Origin of the sequence: Rhodopseudomonas sp. BAL398 (assembly GCF_033001325.1) — a bacterium.
Classification (GTDB): Bacteria; Pseudomonadota; Alphaproteobacteria; order Rhizobiales; family Xanthobacteraceae; genus JARJEH01.
Genome location: NZ_CP133111.1, coordinates 3,041,385 through 3,059,673, shown reverse-complemented (window position 1 = coordinate 3,059,673; position 18,289 = coordinate 3,041,385). Strand labels below are relative to the sequence as shown.

The following is an 18,289-nucleotide window of genomic DNA, read 5'->3' as shown; positions in this document are numbered from 1 at the left end:
GGTCAATCATGTCGCGGGCCGACCGGCCCGATCAATCCAGAATCAAACAGGAGCAAGCGAATGGTTAGTCTGACAGGCAAGACCGCTGTGGTGACCGGCTCGACCAGCGGCATCGGATTGGCCTATGCGCGCGCCTTCGCCAAGGCCGGCGCCAATGTGGTGATCAACGGCATGGGCGAGCCCGCCGCGATCGAGAAGGAACGCAACAGCATCGAGGCCGATTTCGGCGTCAAATGCGTGTATTCGCCGGCCGACATGCTCAAGCCCGCCGAGATCGCCGCCATGGTGGCGCTTGGGGAGAGTTCGTTCGGTTCGGTCGATATCCTGGTCAACAATGCCGGCATCCAGTTCGTCTCGCCGATCGAGGATTTTCCGATCGAGAAATGGGACGCCATCATCGCGATCAATTTGTCGTCGGCGTTTCACGGCATTCGCGCCGCCATTCCCGGCATGAAGAAGCGCGGCTGGGGCCGCATCATCAACACCGCCTCGGCGCATTCGCTGGTCGCCTCGCCCTTCAAATCGGCCTATGTGGCCGCCAAGCACGGCATCGCGGGCCTCACCAAGACCGCGGCGCTGGAGCTCGCGACCTTCAAGATCACGGTGAACTGCATTTCGCCGGGCTATGTCTGGACCCCGCTGGTCGAAAAACAGATCCCCGACACCATGAAAGCGCGCGGCCTTACCAAGGAGCAGGTGATGAACGACGTGCTGCTGCAGGCGCAGCCGACTAAGGAGTTCGTCACCCCGGAGCAGGTCGCCGCTTTGGCGCTGTATCTGTGCGGCGACGATGCCAGCCAGATCACCGGCGCCAATCTGTCGATGGATGGCGGCTGGACCGCGGCGTAAGCGGGCGCCTGCGGACGCCCGCCACTTAGCAACGGAGTCCGGCCATACCGGACGCACGGCGCCGCCACATCGCTTGCCGTTTGTGCGGGGCGTCGCCGCGCAACATCCCGTCATCCTCCGCGAAAGCGGAGGGCCCAGTATTCCATAGCGCTTGCGATCGAACGCTCTGGAATACTGGGTCGCCCGGTCAAGCCGGCGATGACCCCGTGCGAGCCTTCGACCTCAGTCGACATCTTCGAACGGACGCCGCGCAGTGTGCCGAACGTGCAATATGTCGATGGCGTCACTGCGCAAACGATAGAAAATCTTGAACGGATAGCGAACGACAGAAACGACGCGGACGTTCGAGCGCTGCGATAGCCGGGGCGCGGCTTGCGGCGCGCGGCAGATGCGCTCGATTGTTGTTTCGAGACGAAATCCGATCGCGGCCGCAACTGCGGGGCTGGCGGAGGCGGTGTAATACGTTGCAATCCTGCCGAGATCGGCCAGTGCCCGTCGCGAATAGACCAGTTTCATCGCCGGAATTTTGCGAAAACCGCCTTGATCTCGGCGGCGGTAGCGGCTTCGCCGGCATCGATCGAAACCATTGCAACGTCGATGACGCGCAATTCTTCCTGTGTTGCCAGATAGTCGACCTGCAACTCATCTTCTATCTGACTGGCAACGGCAACCAGCTCATCCTGCGCCGCTTCGGGCCAGGTTTGAGCGCGTTCGAGCAGGGCCTTGAGGTCGGGACGTGCCATGTTTCCAATATAGCACCGGACGCCATGTCGGAATAGAGGTTCCGGAACCTTAGCTGCCGCGCTTGCCGAACGCCAACACGTGCAGTCCTAGCCTTCGGCGCACGATCCAGAACAGCAGCACGGTCTCGAACACCAGCGCCGCCGAGGTCGCCGCCGCCGCGCCGTGGCCGCCATAGCGCGGCACCAGCAGCAGACACAGGCCGAGATTGATCGCGAAGGCCAGCGCATAGGCTAGCGCGCAGATGTGCTGATGGCCGAGCATGTTGAGCAGGCGCTCGACCGGGCCGATCGCGGCGCGCACCATCAGGCCGATCGCGGCGATGAACATGATGTCGTAGCCGACGGTGAATTGCGGCCCGAACAGCCACAGCAGCGGCTTGCCGACCGCCAGCAGCGCCAAAGTCGCGGCTAGCGACGGCCAGAACGTCCATTTGATGGCATGCGCCACATAGGCCGACAGCCGAGCCTTGTCGCCGCTGGCGTGATATTCGGCGAAGCGATGCGCGGTCGAGGCCGACATCGCGTAGTGAATGAACGACACCAGCGCCAGCGTCTTCACCACCGCGTAATAGACGCCGACCTCCTGTGCCGAGCGGAATTGCTGCAACACCAGCACATCCGTATAGGACAGCAGCAGGTAGAAGCCTTCCACCAGCAGGATCGGCAAGGATATCGCCAGCCAGCCGCGGAACTCATAGGTCTTCGGCCCGGCCTCGACATGGCCCTTGAGGCGGCGATTGAGTGCGATCATCTGCCCCAGCATCGCGATCCAGACCGCGGCGCAGCTGGCGGTCATCGCCGCCACGGCGCCGAGCTGGAAGCCGAGCGCGAAGGCGCCGGCGGTGAAGCCGATGATCAGCGACTGCCGGATGATGAATTGCGGCATCAGCCCGAGCCGCATCCAGTCATGCGAGCGGGCGATGCCGTCCTGGGTATTGGCGACCACGAAGGCCGGCAGCGTCAGGCAGCCGATATAGAGCGGTGTCCGGGTTGCCGGATCGATCGATCCCGACGCCGCCCAGACCAGGCCGGCCAGCAGCGTCGCTGCCAGGCTGGACGCCGCCAACGTGGCCCAGCGGCTCCCCGACAGAAAGCCGCGCAGCCCCGCAAGATCGCCTGCGGCGCGATAGTCCGGGATGATCTTTTGCGCCGACGCCGCCAGGCCGAAATCCAGCATGCTGCCGAGCAGCAGCACCCAGGTCCAGACATAGACATAGATGCCGTAGTCCGAGCCGCCCATCCACCGCGCCAGCAGAATCTGGGCGAGATAGGCCATAGCGGCGCTGACGATGCGAATCACAAAGATCGTGCCGGCCAGCCGATTGGTCAGCGAGGCTTCGCCCGAGCCGCCGAACATGACGCCGAGCCGGCTTTTCAGGGCCGCGAACGGCGTCGCTGCGGACGGAGCATCCATGAGAGCCAAAGCGCGAAACCCTGGAGTGGCCTGCGGCGGTAAGAGCGTGATGAAGGTCCAATCTGGCAAGGATTGGTTAAGATAGGGTTGGTCGGGCCGGACCGCCGGGGTCCGCTGCCCGTGGTCAGCCCGCAGACCATCGCTGCCTGCGTCGGTGGGGATCGCCACCGCCCGCTGCGGGCAGCCGGGGATCGCGGCGGCTCGCGACGTTAGCAGGTATCAAGATAAGGTATGGCGCGCTGAGGCCGGCTGTTGAGCGGGCCTGTGCATAAAAAGGAACCTCGGAATGGTGATGAGGTTGGTGTCGTAACGCGTGCTACAAGGTCTCAATCGCAATCGCACCGGTTGTCCATCACGGTTCGCGCCGTGATGAACTCCAAGGCAGGATTTCGCCCGATGCCAAAAATTCCAATGCCGAAATTTTCCGTTCGCCTTGTTGGTCAATTACTGGCGGCAACCATCGTGGCTTTGGTCGTTGCGGCGACCCTGGGTTATGTCGCCCAAAACCAGTTTGAATTGTCGGCCGATGCGATCCGGGCCGCTGCGCTCAATGGCGCGAGCCTGGTGGTGGCGTTTCTGCTGGTCGCCGGAATCGGGCGCAGCCAGAAAGACAAACGGTAAGCGGTCATTTCGCAATCAATTAGTTGTAAGATGATGCCCGACATGGGCGAAGCTGACGCACCCTCGGTGCGAGACATGATCATTGGGTTCCGACCAACCAAGTTTTAACACTATCCTGGTATTTCTGCTGGGCGATCGCGTCGTTCGTCCGAACGACCGTGGCGCCAGTCACGACCCTGGTGAATTTCTTCCGTGAGCCCCGCAAAGACGCCGACTTCCGTCGAGGTTTTCTTCGACGACATCATCGTCTCCAAAACCGACACAAAGGGTCGCATCACCTACGCCAACAAGGTGTTCGCCGAGGTGTGCGGCTACAGCGAAGTCGAACTGATCGGCAAGCCGCACAGCATCCTGCGCCATCCGGACATGCCACGCTGCGTGTTCAAGCTGTTGTGGGACGCCGTGCAGAACGGCCGTGAGATCTTCGCCTACGTCAAGAACATCACCCGGAACGGGGACTTCTATTGGGTATTCGCCCATGTGACGCCGTCGTTCGATTCCGAGCGCCGGATCATCGGCTATCATTCCAATCGTCGCGTGCCCGAGCGCCGCGTGGTCGCGACCCTGGCGCCGCTCTATGCCGAGCTGCTCGCCGAGGAGGCCTGCCACCGTAACGGCAAGGATGCTCTGGAGGCCGGATACCGCCGGCTGGTTGCATTCGTCAACTCAAAGAACATGTCCTATGACCAGCTTGTCTTCTCTCTCTAAGGCCGCGATCGGTCTCGGCATCGCCGTTGCCGGGGTGCTCGTGGTTGCGATCGGCGCGTGGCTGGGCTCGCCGTCGCTGCAGGTCGGCGGTCTGGCCTTGGTCGCGCTGGCGCTCGGCGCCATCGGCGTGATGCTGCTCCGACTCGATCGTGCGGTGGTCCAGCTCAAGGACGTCTGCGCGCGGATCGCCGACGGCGATTTCGAGGCCCGCGTCATGTATGGCCGCGAGGACGGCAGTCTCGGCGACTTGCAGCGCACCCTCAACGACATGATCGACCGCTGCGACGCCTTTGTCCGCGAGGCCAGCGCCGCGATGGCGGCGGTTCGCGACGACAAATATTATCGCCGGATCCTGCCGCAGGGCCTTCACGGCGCGCTGCTGATCGCCAGCCAGACCATCAACGACGCGATGCAGGCGATCGAATTGCGCGTCGCGGCCTTCAACGCCAATACGGCGGAATTCGAAAGCGCGATCGGCGCCGTCATCGGCACCGTGTCGGCCGCCTCGAACAATATGGGCGACACCGCCGGCAGCCTCGGCCGCGGCGTGGCGGCGACGCGGGAGCGCGCAGTCGCGGTGTCGGCGGCGTCCGAACAGGCATCGTCCAATATGGAGACCGTCGCGGCGGCGACCACCGAGCTGACCGCGTCGGCCAACGAGATCTTCGGCAACGTCAACCGCTCGGCCGCGATCGCCCAGGCGGCGGTGACAAGCGCCGAAAGCGCCCGCGTCACCGTCGACAGCCTGCGCAGCGCCACCGAGCGGATCGGCACCATCGTCGAGCTGATCGACGAGATCGCCGCCCAAACCAATCTGCTGGCGCTCAACGCGACGATCGAGGCGGCCCGCGCCGGCGCGGCGGGCAGGGGATTTTCGGTGGTCGCCCAGGAGGTGAAATCGCTCGCCGCGCAGACCAGCAAGGCGACGCAGGACATTTCCGCGAGCATCGCCGAGGTGCAGGAGACCACCAAAGCGGCCGCCGACGCGATCGCCAATATCGGCCAGACCATCGGCGAGGTCGACGCGATCACCCGCCACATCGCCCAGGCGATCGAGGCGCAGACCGCCGCCACCAGCGAGGTGGCGCGCAATATCGAACAGGCCTTCGCCGGCATCCGCGATATTTCGGGCAATATTCAGGGCGTCAGTGTCAATGTCGGCGAGACCGAACAACACGCCGGCACCACGCTCAGCGCCTCGAGCTCGCTCGCCGAGCAGGCCGCGACGCTCGGCGGCACGGTGCGCAATTTCCTGAAGTCGCTGCGCCGCGGCGAGCAGGAGCGCCGCGCGCTGGCAGGCTGATGATCGATCGGCGAGGACGGCGCAATCTTGAGGCTGCGCCGCCGGGCCGTGGCGTTACTTCTTGACCCCGAACGTCGCCGGGTCGAGCTTGGCGTAGACCTCCTTGTAGAACATGTCGCTGAGCTTGGCCGGATCAGACTCGATCGGGGTCACCAGCTTCTCATATTTGGCCAGCAGCTCCTTGTACTTGTCGACGAACTCCTTGGCGTCGGTGATACCCTTCTTCTGCGAGGCTTCGATGATGCCGGGCAGGTCCTTCTCGACGAAGTCCTTGCGCGCGGCGACCAGGCTGGGATCGGGCTGCAGCACCGGAATGTTCTTCTCCTTCGCCAGTTTCAGGGCTTCCTTGTCGCCTTCATGGTAAGCGTTGACGGTGCTGACGATCGCCACCGGCAGCGCCTTGAAGATCGCGGCGCGCTGCGCGGTCGTCATTTTGCTCCAGGTGTCGAGGTTGATGGCATAGAGATTGCCGGAGCGGAACGAGCCGAGATTGAGCTGCACCACCTGGGTCGCGGCGTCGGCAAGGCCATGGGTCTTCAACCCGCCGACCGCATAGATCGCCGCGTCGATGATGCCGCGCGACAGCGTCTCGTACATCTCCGAGGACGGCACGTTGACGCCGGTGGCGTCGACCGATTTGGCGAAGCGATCCCACAGCGAGCCGCCGGCGCGCAGTTTCTTGCCCTTGATCTTCTCGAGCGAGTTGAGGTCGCCCTTGGCGACCAGCACATAGGGCGCGGTGCTCATGCCGCCGCCGAACAATTCGTTCTGCTTGGTGAATTCGGCCAGGCACGGCGCGCAATGCATGGTGAACAGCTCGGTGATCGCCATCGCGGCGGCCATGTCGTTCTCGCCGACCATCGCCAGATCGTTGAGCAGGATGCCGTGCGGGTAATAAGACGGCGTATAGGTCATGGTGGTGAAACCGACATCGGCGACATCGTCACGAATGCCGTCGGAGATCGCTTTGGCGCCTAGCAGCGATTCGCCCGGGAACACGCGAACGGTGACTTCGCCGTTGGAATTTTTCTTCACCTCCTTGGCGAAGACCTCGTAACCGACGCCGACCGGATGTTTCGGCGACAGATAGTGAGCGGCCTTCAGCGTCACCGCCGATGCCGCGCCGGTCATGCCGAGTGTGAGCGCCAGTGCGGACGCTGCGATCCATGATTGTCTCATGCTTTGTCTCCTCCTTTGTCGTTTCTCATTCGACTTCATCGTCTGCCGCGCCGGATTCACCGATGCGGCGGGCCGCCTTTCGCCTAGCCGAGCAGGCCGGGCAAATAGAGCGAGATCTGGGGGAACGTCACCAGCAATACGACGCAGAGCACATCCGCGACGAGGAACCACAGAATGCCTTTGAAGATCGTCTCGATCGGAATGGCATCGCCGACGATGCCCTTGATCACGAACACATTGAGCCCGACCGGCGGCGTGATCAGTCCGATCTCCAGCAGCTTGGTCAGGATGATGCCGTACCAGATCAGGTTGATATGCAGACCTTCGACCGCCGGCAGGAATACCGGCAGCGTCAGCAACATGATGCCGATCGGATCGAGGAAACAGCCGAGAAACAGCAGCACCGCCATGGTGCCGAGGACCAGCAGAAATGGGCTGACCTGGCCGTCGACCACGACTTCGGCGATGAAGCCGGTGAATCCGGACAGCGCCAGAAAGCGGGTCAACAGAATGGCGCCGACCGCGATGATGAAGATCGAGCCGGTGGTGATCAGCGTCTCGGTGATCGCCAGCTTGATCTTCTTCCACGTCAAAGTGCGCTGCGCGAAGCCGATCACGAAGGACAGGAGAGCGCCGATGCCCCCGGCCTCGGTCGGGGTGAAGATGCCGCCGAACAACCCGCCGAACACGCCGACGATCAGCGCGATCACCGGCCAGGTGCCGCGGAAAGCCTCGAAGCGATCGCGCCAGGACACGGTCTCGGTGACCGCCGGCGCGAGCTTGGGATTGAGCTTGACCCGGACGATGATCATCGCGGCGTACAGGACAGCTGTGAGAATGCCGGGCACGACGCCGGCCAGGAATAATTGGCTGATCGGCAGTTGGGCATAGATGCCATAGACCAGCAGCAGGATGCTGGGTGGAATCATCGAGCCGATGGTGCCGGCGACGGCGACGGTGCCGGAGGCGAGGCCCTTGTCGTAGCCGCTGCGCAGCATCTCGGGAATCGCGATCCGACCCATCGCGGCGGCGCAGGCCAGCGACGATCCGGTGACCGCCGAGAACCCGGCCGCGGCGCCGACCGAGGCGACGGCGAGCCCGCCCGGCATCCAGGACAGCCAGCTTCGCGCCACGCGAAACAGTCCGTCGGTGAGCTGCGAGTGAAAGCAGATATAGCCCATCAGCAGGAACATCGGCACCGAACTCAACGTCCAGTGCGAGATGAAGTCGTAGGGGACGGCAGTCAGAATTCCCCAGGCGGTGCGCGATCCGAGCATCACCCAGATCCCGGCGAAGGAAAGACCGCCGAGCGCCACGCCGACCGGGACGCGAAACAGCAACAGGGTGATCAGCAGGCCGAGCACAATTCCGCTCAGCGTCAGGTCATCCATGCACAGCGCCTCCTTCTGGGGCCAAGTTGAGAGGCGTTGCTATTGCTGCGACTCCGGCGGGGCGTGGGGATCGAGCACGCTGCGGTCGCCGACGAACAGGCGGAGCGCCTTGTGCACCAGCACCAGCGCGATCATTCCGCAACCGATCGGAAGATAGAATCGTGTCGGCCAGACCGTGATAGCGACGCTGCCAAGCGCCTGCTCGCCGACCGCGAATTTCTTCAGCGCGTCGCTCCAGGTCTGCCAGGCAAAGGCGCCGAAATAGACCGCCGACGCCAGCGCCACGAATCCGATCAATACGTCCTGGCCGCGCCGCGGCAGATGCTGGGTAACCAGCTCGACCACGATATGACCATTGCTGCGTTCGATCATCGCCAGCGGCAGGAACACAACCGCGACCATGTAGTAGGCGGAGACGATTTCGACCGTGCCATGCAGCGGCGCGTTGAAGATGTAGCGCGCGACGACGTCGACCGCGATGTGCAGCATCATCAAAATGAGGCCGATGCCGCCGATCCACGCCAGTAGCGTGGAGGCGCGGCCGAGCAATTTGCCCAGCATCTGTCTCCCCCTGGTAGCTAGCGCCGCCGCCGGGTTGTTCCCGTGTCGTTGCGGTCGTTTGCTGTGTTCTTATCGTTGGGCGATACCGTCTAGCGCAGCGCTGCCGATGTCAAGCGAGCGGTTTATCGGAGCGGCTCAGGCTGCGCGGGCGCGTGTGATGATTTTTCCGTCGCGCGGGAAGTCGGCTTAGTAATTGTCCGTAGTCATCAGCCGCAGACCTCGACCCATTGGGCGCCGACCAGCTCGGCCATCCGCAATGGTGCGATCTTCACCGCGCTGTGGATCGAGCCCGCGGCTGGCACGACTTCATCGAAGGCCTGCAGCGAAACGTCGCAGTAGATCGGCAGCGGTGCTATCAACCCGAACGGACAGACGCCGCCGACTTCGTGGCCGGTGAGGTCGGCGACCTCATGCAAGCCGAGCATCTTCGGCTTGCCGCCGAACGCCGCTTTGGCCTTCTTGTTGTCGAGCCGCGCGGTGCCGCTGGTAACCACCAGGACCACTTGCTCGCCGATCCGCAGCGCCAGCGTCTTTGCGATCCGCGCCGGCGGCACCCCGTGGGCCTCGGCCGCCAGCGCGACGGTCGCCGAACTCGTCGGCGATTCCAGCACCGCGATATCGGGCGCGTGGGCGGCGAAGAAGGCGCGGACGGACTCAAGGCTCATGGGTGGGCTCGCTGGATTGGGCGGGGCTCGACGATGTCACCCCGTCACACATCCGCTGGAAAAAGTGAAGAGGGGCCCGGCCGTTTGAAGGGTCGTTGCGGCACGCGCGTTTTGGTTGTGCCACGACCTTGCGTCGCGCCATTTTCAAAGCCCGGCTTTGGTCCTATACGGACGCAGGTCGGCGCGTTGGTCTAGGCTCCGCCGCCATCGTTTGGAGATGCCGATGCTGCCGGCCTATGTCATTCACGCCAAATCGCTGCCCGAGCGCACCGATCATATCCAGCGCGAGCTGGACCGCGCCGGCATTGCGTTCGAATGGGTGCTCGACTTCGACGCTGACGAGATCCCGTCCGATGTCGATCAGGCCTATTTCGCCGAGGGCGCGGATCTCACGCTGCGGCAAAAATCCTGCGCGCTGAAGCATATCTGCGCGATGCAGCGGATCCGCGAGCGCGACCAGGATCTCGCTTTGGTGTTCGAGGATGACGCCCAGCTGGTTCCGGACTTCGTGGCGCGGCTGAAGCTGGTGCTGGCCGATGCCGAGCGCTGGCCGCGCCCGCGGATTCTGCATCTTGGTGCAGCGACCAATTTCTATACGCCAGCCGCGCAATTGCGGCCGGGGCAGCTGGTCTATCCGGGCAACAGGGTCCGCAATATGGAGGCCTATGTGCTCGGCGCCGCCGAGGCCGAGGCTCGGCTCGACTGGATCGCGCGGCATCCGATGCACGAGCCGATCGATATCGTGTTCAACACCGGCGATCCCGCGATGGGCATCCCGTTCCTGTGGCCGGAGCCGCCGCTGGCGGAGCAGGGCAGTCTCAATGGCGCGTTCAAGAGCTCGCTGGACCGCAAGGGCCACGGCCAGACCCGGCTGCGGATCCAGTTCGCCGTGCAGAAATTCCGGCGGCGCTATCTCAAGCGTCTGCTGAAGCTGCGATAGGCTCGCGCACGGGCTGCGCTGGTCGTATGCCGACCCGCGCGCTGCCGAGCAATCCGACCGCCAGGCAATACAACATGCCCAGCGTCACCGTCGACAGATGGCTGTTGAACAGCGAGCCGATCAGGTTCTGCAGCACCACGGCCAGCCCCATCATGGAAACGAGACCGCGCTGCGCGAACATCCAGACATGGGCCGCCCACATCGCCAGCAACAGGGCGCCGCCGATCAGGCCGACCTGCAGCGCGACGTGCAGGAACTGATTATGCGGATCTGACGTGGCCTTGCCATAGGGCGATGGCTGTTCTTCCTGCAGGCTCTGATACATCGACCTGATGCTGCCGGTGCCGTTGCCGAGCAGCGGCGCCTGCTTGAGGAATTCGACCCCCTTGGTCCAGAAATCGATGCGTGCCGCGGTGGAGAGGGTTTCATGGGCGTCAGGCTCCAGGCTCTGACTGGCGTTGATGTCGATCGAAATCTCGGCCAGTCGCCGCTGTGCCGGCGCCGACGACCACAAGGCGAGCCCCACCACAATCAGCAACGGCACGACGACCATCGCCGCGCGGCGCCAGCCGCCGAGTTGCAGCAGCAACAGCAGCAGCAAAGCCGCCGCCATCAAGGCGCCGGTCTTGGAGATGAAGATCAAGAAGATGTCGGCGAAGAACAACAGCGCGAGCCCCACCATGACGATCGCGCGGCGGCGCTCGCCACTCGCCCAGATCCGCAGCGCGCCGATTGCGAGGCCGAAAGCGCACAGCGCAAAGCAGCTGCTCTGCACGGCGTTGTCCTTGACTGGGACGCCGGGCCCTTTGAACCAGCCCCACGGGCCGGTCGGCCACAACAACGACAGCCAGGACAGCGCCAGCAGGATCGTGCAGGCGACGAGAAAACTGAACCCGATCTGCAGCATCTGTCGCGGCGTGAAGGCCGTCGCCATCAGCAGCGGTATCAGCAGCAGCTTGACGTAACCCGAGCCCGATTTGATCGCGACGGGTAATGGCTGGGTCGACCAGGTCGCGCCTGCCAGGATCAGAGCGAACAGGGCGATCGGCAGCCAGGCGGCCGGCTTGCGCAGCGTCACGGCGAGGCGGGCGCCGTCCAGCGTCAGCAGCGCCAGCACCACCAGCACCGAGACGGCGATCGCCTGGCCGCTGGTGGAGAGCGGCAGCATGAACGCCGTCGCCATCGCGGCCCCCTGCCGTGAGACGGCAAGGTTGCGCATCAAATCTTGCTTGGTCATATGCCGAGCAGCTTGCGCGCGTTGGCCTTCAACACCTTGGGCCGGATTTCGTCGCGGATCTCGAGCTTGGCGAAATCCGCCATCCAGCGGTCCGGGGTGATCACTGGCCAGTCCGAGCCGAACAGCATCTTGTCCTGCAACATGCTGTTGATGTAGCGCACCAGGATCGGCGGGAAGTATTTCGGCGACCAGCCCGACAGGTCGATATAGACGTTCGGCTTGTGGGTGGCGACGCTCAGCGCCTCTTCCTGCCAGGGGAACGAGGGGTGGGCGAGAATGATCTTCATATCGGGGAAATCCACCGCGACATCGTCGACATACATCGGGTTGGAATATTTCAGCCGCATCCCGTTGCCGCCCGGCATGCCGGAGCCGACGCCGGTCTGCCCGGTATGGAACAGGGCGATCGCGCCGCCTTCCTGAATCGCCTCATACAGCGGATAGGCCATCCGGTCGTTCGGATAGAAGCCCTGCATGGTCGGATGGAACTTGAACCCCTTGATGCCGTAATCGGCGATCAGCCGCCGCGCCTCCCGCACGCCGATCTTGCCCTTATGCGGGTCGATCGACGCGAAAGGAATCAACACGTCGGCATTCTGCCGCGTCAGCTCGATCATTTCGTCATTGTTGTAGCGGCGAAACCCGGTCTCGCGCTCGGCATCGACCGGGAAGATCACCGCGGCGATCTTCTTGGACCGATAATAGGCGGCCGTCTCCGGCACGGTGGGCGGATGCTTGTTCGGCGATTTGAAATATTCGGCCATTTTGGCCTGGAAATCGTCATAGCCGTCGTCCCCATGGCAGCCGCAGGGCTCTTCGGCATGGGTGTGAATGTCGATCGCAACCAAGTCGTCGGGATTGAGCAAAGCGGGATAAGACATCTGGGCATCCTGGCGAGTGTGGAATGGCCTCGGGCGGTCGCATGCTAATTGCAGGGCTTTATCAATAAAATTGCTAGCTTGCCAATCCGCTTGCGCCGGCCCGGGGCGGGATCTCGATTGCAGCGCCCGGAAACGACAGGCCGGGGAGGCAGGGCCTGATTGGATTGACAGTCCACCTTGCAATGGCTTAAGAACCGCCTGTCTTGGCGCGGCTCGGCTGCGCCGGGGACAACCATCATTTTCCAGCTTTCGGCCACTCCAACACGGCCTTTCAAGAGCATCAGGATAGTCCCATGAAGGTCCGTAACTCGCTGAAATCGCTGCGCTCCCGCCATCGCGACAACCGCCTGGTGCGGCGCAAGGGCCGGGTCTATGTGATCAACAAGGTGCAGCGCCGCTTCAAGGCTCGCCAGGGTTGATCTTGGAGTGAGTCCGGTTTTCATGCCGGCGCGATCTCTGCCCGTCGTATCGGAACCCACCATCACGGCTGTTTGACGCATCGGCTGCTTTGCAGCGCGATAGTGTGCGTCTAGACTTGACCGATGGCATCGGGATTCGTCGCGCTTCGAAAATGGTCGCTGGCAAGCGTGGTTTCGCTGGCTGCGTTGACGGCCGTCGGTTTGCCGCCGGCGATGGCGCAGGCGCCGCATCCAGACGATCACCAACAGACCGAGCGGCCGACGCCGCCGGAGCCGCCTGCCAAGCTGCCGCTGGTGCGGCCTGATCGCGGCCAGGGGCTGGATTTCCTGTTCGGGGCGCTGAAAGCCGCCCCCGACGAGGCCGGCGCCAAGCATGTCGAGGCCAAGATCTGGGCGTTGTGGACCCGGACCAGCAGCGACACTACCGCGCTGTTGATGCTGCGGGCGAAGACCGCGATGGCCGCCAAGCAAATGGATATCGCGCTGCAATTGCTTGACGCGGTGATCAAGCTGAAGCCCGATTACGTCGAGGCCTGGAACCGGCGCGCGACGGTGTATTACCTGCAGAACGACTACACCCATTCACTTGAAGATATCGAACAGGTGCTGGTGCGCGAGCCACGCCATTTCGGCGCGTTGGCCGGGCTCGGCATGATCATGCGTGAGCTCGGCGACGACAAGCGCGCGCTCGATGCCTTCCGCCAGGCGCTGGCAATCAACCCGCATCTCGACAAGGTGCCGGAGCTGGTCAAGACCCTGACCGAGAAGGTCGAAGGCCGCGATATCTGAACCGGCGCATGAAACCTTCGCGGCGGCGAAGCGTAACATCCTGGTGCCGCATTTTTCCCGGACATCCTTGATGATCGTTGTGTTTGTGCTGGCGGTGCCTGTGGTTTTGGCGCTGATCACGCAGGCAGGCGTCGTCGTGCTACAGCAGCACTATCCGCCGCAGGGAAAATTCGTCGACGTCCCCGGCGGCCGGCTCCATATCCGCGACCTCGGGCCGCGCGATGCCGCCGGCCCGGCGATCGTGATGATTCATGGCGCCAGCTCCAATCTGCGGGCGATGCAGATGCCACTCGGTGACATGCTGGCGCGGAGCCATCGGGTGATTCTGATCGATCGTCCCGGCCATGGCTGGAGCACGCGCGACGATCTGGAAAACTCATTGCCGGCGACGCAGGCCAGGATGATCGACCAGGCGCTGGGCGAACTGGGTGTCAGCGACGCCATCCTGGTGGTGCATTCGCTGGCCGGCGCGCTGGGCGCTCTGATGGCGCTGGACTATCCGGCGCGGGTGGCCGGGCTGGTGATGCTGGCGCCGGTCGCCTATCCGTGGCCGGGCGGCGTCGGCAGCTACAACAAGCTCATGACGATTCCCGTGATCGGTCCGCTGCTGGCCTATACGATCACGCTGCCGCTGGGATGGTGGTTGACCGAACCTGGCGCGCGCGCGGTATTCAAACCGCAGACCATGCCGGCGGGCTACGTCACCGACACCGCCACGCCGCTGCTGCTGCGGCCGCGGGAATTCCTCGCCAATGCCTGGGATCTGGTGACGCTGAAGCCGGCGGTGCGGGAGCAATCGGTGCGCTATACCGAGATCAAGGTGCCGACGGTGGTATTCCATGGCGATGCCGACACCACCGTATCGCTTGAGATTCATTCGCGCCCCTTCGCGGCGACGGTCCCGGGGGCCAAATTGATCGTGCTGCCCGATATCGGACACATGGTGCAGAATGCCGCGCCCGATCTCGTCGCGCGCGAGATCGAGGCGATGATCGCGGCGTCCGACACAATGCCGAAGGCGGCGATGCGCTAATATTCAACCACTCAACCCACGGAGATGAAACATGAGCACGACATTCGGATCGGCCAAATGGCAGGGCGGCATCAAGGACGGCAAGGGCGCGATTTCGACAAAGAGCGGCGCGCTCAGCGACTACCCCTATGGCTTCGCCAGCCGTTTCGAAGGCAAGCCCGGCTCCAACCCCGAGGAGTTGATCGGCGCCGCGCATGCCGCCTGTTTCACCATGGCGCTGTCGCTGATCCTCGGCGAGGCCAAACTGACCGCCGAGCAGATGGAAACCAAGGCCGACGTCACGCTGGAGAAGGATGGCGACGGATTTTCGATTACCGCGGTGCATCTGACGCTGACCGCCAAGATCCCCGGCGCCGACCAGGCGAAATTCGAGGAATTGGCCGGCATGGCGAAGGCCGGCTGCCCGGTCTCGAAACTGCTGAACGCCAAGATCACGCTGGACGCGACGCTGCAGGGCTAAGCGGTTGGATTGACGGTCGCTGAGTTCGGAGGTTGGCCCGGCATAATTGACATTCGGACAAAAACGTCCGAATGTGGACCGCCGAGCCGGTGGACATGGACAAGCGTGATCGCTTCATCGCTGAAATCCGCAGCGAGGCCCGCGCCCTGGGCCTTGCCTTCCGCGTCGACTATCGGAAGGGAAAGGGAGGCCACGCCGTTGTCTATGTCGGCAGCAAGCTGACGACTTTGCCGAGTCGGGAAATCGATCCGAAGACCGCAAGGAAGATCAGAAAGCAATTGGGGCTGGCCGACTAGAGCGTTTTCGAGCGAAGTGGATACCGGTTCGCGTGAAGAAAACGCGTCCAAACAAGAATCTAGTGCTCCGGCTCTGATCTATCAGAATTGGAGCTCTAGAGTGGCCGAAATGGCCCGATAGGATGAATGATGCGAACCTATGCCTATGCCGCCGAGTTTGAGCCGGGCGACAAGCGCGGCGTCATCGTCGTGAGTTTTCCGGATGTGCCGGAAGCAATCACACAAGGCGACAGCATGGCCGACGCCTGCGCGCAGGCGGAGGAAGCGCTGGGACTGGCGCTGCTGACCTATCCAGAGCGCGGACTGCCGTTGCCCAAGGCGCGCGCCAAGGAGGACACCAAGGCGCTGGTGAAGGGGGGCGCCAAGGCCAAGCGATCGATGATGGTTGCGGTGGCGCCCGATGTTTCGGCGAAGCTCGCGGTGCTGGAAGCGTTCACCGCCGCTGGAATCAGCAAGAGCGAACTGGCCCGCCGGATGGGCAAGGACGAAAAAGAAATCCGCCGAATCCTGAACCCCAAGCATTCGACCAAATTGCCCGCGATGGTGGAGGCGCTGCGCGCGCTGGGCAAGCGGTTGGTCGTCGGCATCGAGGAAGCGGCTTGATCGGGCAGGGCCCAACGCGGCAGGTTACATCTCCGCGTCGCCGGGCGGGCCGACATAGGCGATGCGTACCATGTTGGTGGCGCCCGGCGTGCCGAGCGGGACGCCGGCGACGACGATGATGCGCTGGCCGGCGCGGGCGAAGCCGTCGCGAAAGGTGATGCTGCCGGCGCGCTCGACCATGTCGTCCTGATCCTTGGCGTCTTCGGCGACCACGCAATGCACGCCCCACACCACCGACAGCTTGCGGCCGGTGGCGATGTTCGGCGTGATCGCCACCACCGGCGGCTTCGGCCGTTCGCGCGCCACCCGCAGCGCGGTCGATCCTGAACTGGTCCAGCAGATCACCGCCGACAGATCCAGCGTCTCGGCGATCTGTCGCGCCGCGCTGGCGATGGCGTCGCCGGCGGTCGCTTCCGGCTCGGGCCGTTGCGCCATCAACACCGTGCGGTAGGTCGGGTCGCGTTCGACCTCTTCGCCGATCCGGTTCATGGTCGAGACCGCCTCGACCGGGAATTTGCCGGCCGCCGATTCCGCCGACAGCATGATGGCGTCGGCGCCCTCATAGACTGCGGTGGCGACGTCCGAGACTTCGGCGCGGGTCGGCACCGGGCTGGTGATCATCGATTCCAGCATCTGCGTCGCCACCACCACCGGCTTGCCGGCGCGGCGCGCCATCCGGGTCATCTGCTTTTGCAGGCTGGGGACGCGCTCCAGCGGCAGTTCGACGCCGAGATCGCCGCGCGCCACCATCAGCGCGTCGGCGGCTTCGAGGATTTCCGGCAGCCGGTCGATCGCCTGCGGCTTTTCGATCTTGGCCATCACTGCGGCACGGCCGCGAATCATCCGCTTGGCTTCATGGACGTCCTCGGCGCGCTGCACGAAGGACAGCGCCACCCAGTCGATCCCGGTCTCCAGCGCGGCTTCGAGGTCGGCGCGATCCTTCGACGTCATCGCCGATACCGGCAGATCGGTGTCCGGCAGGCTGACGCCCTTGCGGTCCGACATCTTGCCGCCGATCACCACGCGGGTGACGGCAAAGTCGGTCGCGGTCTCCTCGCAGATCAGCCGCACCTTGCCGTCGTCGAGCAGCAGCGCGTCGCCGACCTTGAGCGCGGCAAGAATCTCCGGATGCGGCAGCTGGACCCGGCTGGCGTCGCCGGGCTCCTTGTTGCAGTCGAGAATGAAGGTCGCGCCATTGTTGAGCTGGATCGAGCCGCCGGCGAAGGAGCCGACGCGCAGCTTCGGTCCCTGCAGATCGACCAAGATGCCAATCGGACGGCCATAGCTGCTTTCGACATTACGGATGGTCTTCACCAGCTCGCGCATCTTGTCGTGCGAGGTGTGGCTCATATTGATTCGGAACACGTCGGCTCCGGCCTCGAACAGCTTGCGAATCATCGCGCTGTCGGAGGAGGCGGGGCCGAGGGTGGCGAGGATTTTGATTCGTCGCAGCCGCCTCATGGCTTGGGTCCGGGCGCGTCCGGCGTCAGGCCAGGCGTTGCCGGTGCGGTGCGCCCCGGCGTTCCGGAGAGTCCCGGGATGGCGCCGCCCGGCGCTTGCGCTCCGGGCATCCCCGGCAAGCGTTGGCTGTTGTTTTCGTCGCTCTCGGTCAGTTGCACGGTCCAGGCCCGCTGTTCGCCGGTGTCGACCTCGAAAAAGCCGGTGCGGTCGAATCCCCGCGCCAGACAGTCTTCGGTGCCCTTGATGGTGAATTCCTTGTCGCGCGAGCACATGAAAGCCTGTCCTGACCATTCGCCGCCGCGGTCGTAATCGATCGCATAGATATAATAAAACCGTGCGACCAACGTGCCGCGCAGCAAGGTCTCGCAGGCGCGCGACGATACGTTCCACCAGCCTTCGGTGGTCCAGCCGTCGACGTCCTTGTAACCCAGCGCGATTCCGACCCGGCTCGGAGTGTTGTTGCAAAGCCGGAAATCGGCCGCCGCAGGCGCGCTCCAGAGGCAGGCTGCAAACAGCGCCAGCGCCGCCATCAGCCCGACCGGGGCGCGACGCGACGGTGAAACGCGGGGATGAGAATCGTATCTGATCATTCGGCCAAGCTATATCAATTCAGTGGTGACTTCGCGTGACGCGTCGCGCCTGTCAACGGTGGCCCGGGTTTTTCCGGGGCTGCCGCTGCAAATCGCCGCCGCGGCCCACTGTGGCAGCATGTGGGCCGGCTCGCTATAGCGCGCAG

Annotated in this window: 22 protein-coding genes; 11 read left to right on the top strand and 11 right to left on the bottom strand. The window is 64.0% G+C overall.

Features of this window, described 5'->3' with window-relative positions; genetic code table 11:
- Nucleotides 1-60 precede the first annotated feature (60 nt).
- Entirely contained in the window at nucleotides 61-849 is a 789-nt protein-coding gene (locus tag RBJ75_RS14460) for a 3-hydroxybutyrate dehydrogenase (RefSeq protein ID WP_044407195.1), read from the top strand.
- A gap of 222 nt (nucleotides 850-1,071) precedes the next feature.
- On the opposite strand, the gene RBJ75_RS14455 is transcribed toward RBJ75_RS14460, so the two are convergent.
- The 3 genes from RBJ75_RS14455 to RBJ75_RS14445 are packed head-to-tail and all read right to left on the bottom strand — an operon-like array spanning nucleotide 1,072 to nucleotide 3,015.
- Nucleotides 1,072-1,365, bottom strand: a complete 294-nt coding sequence (locus RBJ75_RS14455; RefSeq protein ID WP_044407193.1) for a type II toxin-antitoxin system RelE/ParE family toxin — start codon at nucleotides 1,363-1,365, stop codon at nucleotides 1,072-1,074.
- Entirely contained in the window at nucleotides 1,362-1,592 is a 231-nt protein-coding gene (locus tag RBJ75_RS14450; protein ID WP_044407191.1) for a hypothetical protein, read from the bottom strand. The genes RBJ75_RS14455 and RBJ75_RS14450 overlap by 4 nt, the downstream gene beginning before the upstream one ends.
- Nucleotides 1,593-1,641: 49 nt before the next feature.
- Complete coding sequence (locus tag RBJ75_RS14445; RefSeq protein ID WP_044407188.1) at nucleotides 1,642-3,015, bottom strand: lipopolysaccharide biosynthesis protein; 1,374 nt, start codon at nucleotides 3,013-3,015, stop codon at nucleotides 1,642-1,644.
- 336 nt (nucleotides 3,016-3,351) lie between these two features.
- Between RBJ75_RS14445 and RBJ75_RS14440 the strand changes: the two genes are divergently transcribed.
- The 3 genes from RBJ75_RS14440 to RBJ75_RS14430 all read left to right on the top strand — a co-directional run bounded on the left by RBJ75_RS14440 (nucleotide 3,352) and on the right by RBJ75_RS14430 (nucleotide 5,638).
- Nucleotides 3,352-3,627 (top strand): hypothetical protein, encoded by a 276-nt coding sequence (locus RBJ75_RS14440; protein ID WP_234707333.1) that lies wholly within the window; start codon nucleotides 3,352-3,354, stop codon nucleotides 3,625-3,627.
- Between the two features lie 192 nt (nucleotides 3,628-3,819).
- Nucleotides 3,820-4,335 carry a PAS domain-containing protein gene (locus RBJ75_RS14435; protein ID WP_044407185.1) on the top strand — a complete coding sequence of 172 codons (516 nt, stop codon included), beginning with the start codon at nucleotides 3,820-3,822 and terminating at the stop codon, nucleotides 4,333-4,335.
- Nucleotides 4,310-5,638, top strand: a complete 1,329-nt coding sequence (locus RBJ75_RS14430; RefSeq protein ID WP_044407183.1) for a methyl-accepting chemotaxis protein — start codon at nucleotides 4,310-4,312, stop codon at nucleotides 5,636-5,638. The genes RBJ75_RS14435 and RBJ75_RS14430 overlap by 26 nt, the downstream gene beginning before the upstream one ends.
- 54 nt (nucleotides 5,639-5,692) lie before the next feature.
- Here RBJ75_RS14430 and RBJ75_RS14425 read toward each other — a convergent pair whose 3' ends face one another.
- From RBJ75_RS14425 to RBJ75_RS14410, 4 genes are all read right to left on the bottom strand, one after another.
- Entirely contained in the window at nucleotides 5,693-6,817 is a 1,125-nt protein-coding gene (locus RBJ75_RS14425; protein ID WP_160297920.1) for a C4-dicarboxylate TRAP transporter substrate-binding protein, read from the bottom strand.
- An 83-nt stretch (nucleotides 6,818-6,900) separates the two neighbouring features.
- The gene (locus RBJ75_RS14420; RefSeq protein WP_044407178.1) at nucleotides 6,901-8,208 is read right to left on the bottom strand and encodes a TRAP transporter large permease; all 1,308 of its coding nucleotides are present in this window, start codon (nucleotides 8,206-8,208) and stop codon (nucleotides 6,901-6,903) included.
- A gap of 39 nt (nucleotides 8,209-8,247) precedes the next feature.
- Nucleotides 8,248-8,769 (bottom strand): TRAP transporter small permease, encoded by a 522-nt coding sequence (locus RBJ75_RS14415; protein WP_044407175.1) that lies wholly within the window; start codon nucleotides 8,767-8,769, stop codon nucleotides 8,248-8,250.
- Between the two features lie 206 nt (nucleotides 8,770-8,975).
- Nucleotides 8,976-9,434: a YbaK/EbsC family protein gene (locus RBJ75_RS14410; RefSeq protein ID WP_044407172.1), complete on the bottom strand. Its 459-nt coding sequence runs from the start codon at nucleotides 9,432-9,434 to the stop codon at nucleotides 8,976-8,978.
- A gap of 223 nt (nucleotides 9,435-9,657) precedes the next feature.
- Here RBJ75_RS14410 and RBJ75_RS14405 point away from each other — a divergent pair, with 223 nt between their 5' ends.
- Nucleotides 9,658-10,374 (top strand): glycosyltransferase family 25 protein, encoded by a 717-nt coding sequence (locus RBJ75_RS14405; protein ID WP_160297919.1) that lies wholly within the window; start codon nucleotides 9,658-9,660, stop codon nucleotides 10,372-10,374.
- Here RBJ75_RS14405 and RBJ75_RS14400 read toward each other — a convergent pair.
- Together RBJ75_RS14400 and RBJ75_RS14395 are read right to left on the bottom strand one after the other, a co-directional pair.
- Nucleotides 10,349-11,557: an O-antigen ligase family protein gene (locus RBJ75_RS14400; RefSeq protein WP_210165447.1), complete on the bottom strand. Its 1,209-nt coding sequence runs from the start codon at nucleotides 11,555-11,557 to the stop codon at nucleotides 10,349-10,351. The genes RBJ75_RS14405 and RBJ75_RS14400 overlap by 26 nt on opposite strands.
- Nucleotides 11,558-11,607: 50 nt before the next feature.
- Nucleotides 11,608-12,492: an amidohydrolase family protein gene (locus RBJ75_RS14395; protein ID WP_044407163.1), complete on the bottom strand. Its 885-nt coding sequence runs from the start codon at nucleotides 12,490-12,492 to the stop codon at nucleotides 11,608-11,610.
- A 293-nt stretch (nucleotides 12,493-12,785) separates the two neighbouring features.
- Between RBJ75_RS14395 and ykgO the strand changes: the two genes are divergently transcribed.
- From ykgO to RBJ75_RS14365, 6 genes are all read left to right on the top strand, one after another.
- Nucleotides 12,786-12,911, top strand: a complete 126-nt coding sequence (ykgO, locus tag RBJ75_RS14390; protein ID WP_011474396.1) for a type B 50S ribosomal protein L36 — start codon at nucleotides 12,786-12,788, stop codon at nucleotides 12,909-12,911.
- Nucleotides 12,912-13,034: 123 nt separating this feature from the next.
- Nucleotides 13,035-13,700, top strand: coding sequence for a tetratricopeptide repeat protein (locus RBJ75_RS14385; RefSeq protein ID WP_044407160.1), 666 nt, complete (start codon nucleotides 13,035-13,037; stop codon nucleotides 13,698-13,700).
- A 70-nt stretch (nucleotides 13,701-13,770) separates the two neighbouring features.
- Nucleotides 13,771-14,733, top strand: a complete 963-nt coding sequence (locus RBJ75_RS14380) for an alpha/beta fold hydrolase (RefSeq protein ID WP_044407157.1) — start codon at nucleotides 13,771-13,773, stop codon at nucleotides 14,731-14,733.
- Nucleotides 14,734-14,764: 31 nt separating this feature from the next.
- Nucleotides 14,765-15,193 (top strand): OsmC family protein, encoded by a 429-nt coding sequence (locus tag RBJ75_RS14375; RefSeq protein WP_044407155.1) that lies wholly within the window; start codon nucleotides 14,765-14,767, stop codon nucleotides 15,191-15,193.
- Between the two features lie 71 nt (nucleotides 15,194-15,264).
- Nucleotides 15,265-15,489 (top strand): hypothetical protein, encoded by a 225-nt coding sequence (locus RBJ75_RS14370; RefSeq protein ID WP_044407151.1) that lies wholly within the window; start codon nucleotides 15,265-15,267, stop codon nucleotides 15,487-15,489.
- A gap of 129 nt (nucleotides 15,490-15,618) precedes the next feature.
- Nucleotides 15,619-16,092 carry a type II toxin-antitoxin system HicB family antitoxin gene (locus RBJ75_RS14365; protein ID WP_044410623.1) on the top strand — a complete coding sequence of 158 codons (474 nt, stop codon included), beginning with the start codon at nucleotides 15,619-15,621 and terminating at the stop codon, nucleotides 16,090-16,092.
- A 24-nt stretch (nucleotides 16,093-16,116) separates the two neighbouring features.
- On the opposite strand, the gene pyk is transcribed toward RBJ75_RS14365, so the two are convergent.
- Nucleotides 16,117-17,553, bottom strand: coding sequence for a pyruvate kinase (gene pyk, locus RBJ75_RS14360; protein ID WP_044410614.1), 1,437 nt, complete (start codon nucleotides 17,551-17,553; stop codon nucleotides 16,117-16,119).
- A complete protein-coding gene (locus tag RBJ75_RS14355; RefSeq protein WP_080901012.1) occupies nucleotides 17,550-18,143 on the bottom strand; it encodes a DUF1036 domain-containing protein in 594 nt (197 codons plus the stop codon). The genes pyk and RBJ75_RS14355 overlap by 4 nt, the downstream gene beginning before the upstream one ends.
- Between the last annotated feature and the right edge of the window lie 146 nt (nucleotides 18,144-18,289).